Source organism: Pseudomonadota bacterium, assembly GCA_010028905.1.
In the GTDB taxonomy this organism is placed as follows: domain Bacteria; phylum Vulcanimicrobiota; class Xenobia; order RGZZ01; family RGZZ01; genus RGZZ01.
Map to the genome: position 1 here is coordinate 1 of RGZZ01000549.1, position 3,060 is coordinate 3,060.

Here is a 3,060-nt window from a genome sequence, read left to right on the forward strand (position 1 = left end):
CTGGTACCAGCGGTCGATCTCGGGCGCGCTCATGCGCGCGGAGCGCTTCTTCTTGTAGAGCCAGTGCTCGTGCATGAGGCGACCGAACTCCACGAGCGCACCGGACTCGAGCGCCGCACGGCTGCGCAGGCCGATCTCCTTGACATAGTGGAGCCCCTCGACCATCGCGCCGTCACGACCGCGGGTGCGGTCATCCTGCTCGCGCAGGATGGCCGAGGCCGAGCGGGTCAGGCCGGTGCAGAAGAGCAGAACGTGCTCGGTGAGACGATCAGCTGTCTCCGGCGAGAGCGATAGAGGCGTCACATCGACCGTGTCGTCGGGGTTGAACACATAGCAGCCCACGCCTCCGAAAGCCGCCGCGTAGGTGTCCTGCTTCCCGACGGGCTCGCCGAGGACATCGATCTCGATGTGGCTCGCCATCTCGGCCAGGGAAGGCGCGTCGATGGTGCGCCCCCGCAGCCGATGGAGCGCCTTGAGCAGCGCGGTGCCAAAGCTGCCGGACGAACCCAGCCCGGTACCGGCCGGCACGTCGGCCATGGTGGTTATCTCGAGGTTCTTCTCGGTGATGTCGAGCAGCCGGAGCGCCTCGCGAATGATGGGATGACGGATCTCGTCGATGGACTGCACGTCCTCGATGCTCGAGTATCGAAGCACCGTGGAGGCGCGAAACGTGTTGTGCACCGAGACGTAGACGTAGCGATCGATGGCGGCGGCCATGAGGAAGCCGCCGTGCTCGCGATAGTACGAGGGGAGATCGGTGCCTCCTCCGCCGAGGGTGATGCGCAGCGGGCTGCGGGCGATGATCATGACGGTGCGGGTTCCAGTTCGGCACGCATCGCGCGCACCGATGTCCGGATGGCTTCGGCCGACGTGCGCTCGCATCGCCAGCCGAGGGCGCGGATGCGCTGCGTGTCGAGGCGCATCACGGGCACGTCGCCCTTCCATCCGCGGTCTCCGCCCGTGTAGGCGTATTCGGGGTTCACCCCCAGAACCTCGCACACGATGCCAGCGATCTCGGTGACGGTGATGTAGTCGCCGGTGCACACGTTGTAGGCGCGCCAGGGCGTCCCCCCATCGCGGTGAGCGAGCATCACCGCCGCAATCACGTCAAGCACGTGCACGTACGACTTGCTCTGACGCCCATCTCCCAGGATGGTGAGACGGGTGGCGTCGGTCAGGAGCCGGCGCAGGAAGTCGTACCCCACCCCGTGAGTCTGCCGACCGCCCACCACGTTCCCGAAGCGGAACACCCGAGCCCGAAGGCCGAACATGTGGGCGTAGGCCTTGCTGGCGCCATAGGGCGAGACGGGAACGAGCGGGCCGTGGTCCTCGGACACCTCGAAATCGCCCAGATCGCCGTAGATGCCGCTGCCGGATGCGTAGAGGATGCGCCTCACCCCGCCCCGCCGCATGGCCTCGGCCACGTTGCGCGTGAGCTCGGTCCCCTCGCGGAAGTCGACGTCCGGGTCAGTCATGGCCTTCGCGATGTCGGGGTTCGAGGCCAGGTGGATGACCGTGTCGTGGCCGCGCATTGCGCCCTCGAGGCGGTCGCGGTCGTGCACGTCGGCCGCCACCACGGCGAAGTGCGGATGCGCGCGACACGCAGCGATGTGGCCTTCCGTTCCGGACGAGAAGTTGTCATACACCGTCACCGCATGGCCCGCGTCGAGCAGATGCTCGGCGAAGTGGCTGCCGATGAAGCCCGCCCCGCCGACGATGAAGAAGCGCTCGGCGGTCACGGCTTCGACGACTCCCACTTGAACGCGCTCCGATGCAGCAGCGGATGCGAGACGAGGAGGTGCCACACAACAGCAGCGATGGCCTCGGTGTGCGCCGTCACACGGGCTTCGAAGCGCGGGGGAACGATGACGCAGACCGCCGCATGACGGGCGGTGTGCCCCCCGTCACGCCCCACCACGCCGAGCACCCGGGCCCCGCGGGACACCGCCAGGTCGACCGCGGCCACCAGGTTGGGCGAGATGCCTCGCTCGGCGTCTCCCCCTCCCACCGAGAAGACGAGCAGCGCGTCGTCGGCGCCCAGGCGCGACACCTCGAGCCAGGCCGAGAAGGTGGTCGACCACCCCTCGTCGTTGGTGCGCGCCGTGAGCTCGGCCACGTTGTCGGTGGGGGCGTAGGCCTCGATGCCGCACATCTTGCGCAAGTCGGCCGTGGCGTGCGAGGCGTGCGCCGCGGAACCGCCCACGCCGAGCACGAAGAGACGCCCCCCACGGTCTCGCAGCGCCGCCAGCTCCGCCACGAGGCCCTCGAGAGCGTCGGCGTCGAGCGCGCCGACCAGGGCCGCACACTCATCGAGATACTGCCGGCTGTGGCTCACAGGCGCAGCCCTCCCATGTCGGCATCGGCCTTGAGCATGCGCACCGTGTCGAGGCTCACCTCGCCCAGGTCGCGCCCCAGCTGCGACAGCTTCTCGAGAAGGCTGTCGGTGACGGTGATGATGTCGACCCCCACCTGAGAGGCCTGCACCACGTTGAATAGCTCGCGGGGGCTGGCCCAGAGCAGCTCGATGGCCCGATCGGCCGATCGGCAGATGGCGAGCGCGGCCCGCATGTGCCCCACCGGGTCGACCCCCGCGTCGGCCGAGATCACCGACGGCGCGCCGCCGCGGAAGGCGTCAACGGCCTCGGCCACATGTCGAAGGGTCAGGATCGCGGTGAGATTGACCTTCACCCCCTCGTGCGAGAGCCTGCCGGCGACGCCGATGAGGGAAGTGCCCGACGTGGTGGTGACCGGAATCTTCACGTAGGCGTTGGGGGCCCACTGGCTGATGCGAAGCGCCTGGGCGGCGATCTCGTCCGCACTGTCGGCAACCACCTCGATGGAGACCGGGCGCGTTCCCGCCGCCGCCAGGGCGGCGCGCGAGAAGCGCTCGTAGTCAGTGACCCCGGCTTTGCGCGCCAGCGAGGGGTTGGTGGTGAAGCCCGAGATCATCGGATCGGCGGCCCTGCGGCGAATGACGTCGAGGTCAGCGCCGTCGGCAAAGATCTTCACCCGCAGGTCAGCGGCCTTCACCCCCGAGCGATGGAGCGCACCGCCCAGGAG

4 protein-coding genes are annotated in these 3,060 nt (G+C 68.9%); all 4 read right to left on the reverse strand.

Annotation, left to right across the window (positions count from 1 at the left end; genetic code table 11):
• Positions 1-807 (reverse strand): galactokinase (locus EB084_22645; GenBank protein ID NDD31064.1); only part of this gene is annotated, 807 nt, incomplete at its 3' end.
• Positions 804-1,718 (reverse strand): NAD-dependent epimerase/dehydratase family protein, encoded by a 915-nt coding sequence (locus EB084_22650; GenBank protein ID NDD31065.1) that lies wholly within the window; start codon positions 1,716-1,718, stop codon positions 804-806. The genes EB084_22650 and EB084_22645, both read right to left, overlap by 4 nt.
• Positions 1,719-1,735: 17 nt before the next feature.
• Positions 1,736-2,335, reverse strand: a complete 600-nt coding sequence (locus tag EB084_22655; GenBank protein NDD31066.1) for an SIS domain-containing protein — start codon at positions 2,333-2,335, stop codon at positions 1,736-1,738.
• On the reverse strand, positions 2,332-3,030 hold the full coding sequence (locus tag EB084_22660; protein NDD31067.1) for a transaldolase: 699 nt from the start codon (positions 3,028-3,030) through the stop codon (positions 2,332-2,334). The genes EB084_22655 and EB084_22660 overlap by 4 nt, the downstream gene beginning before the upstream one ends.
• Between the last annotated feature and the right edge of the window lie 30 nt (positions 3,031-3,060).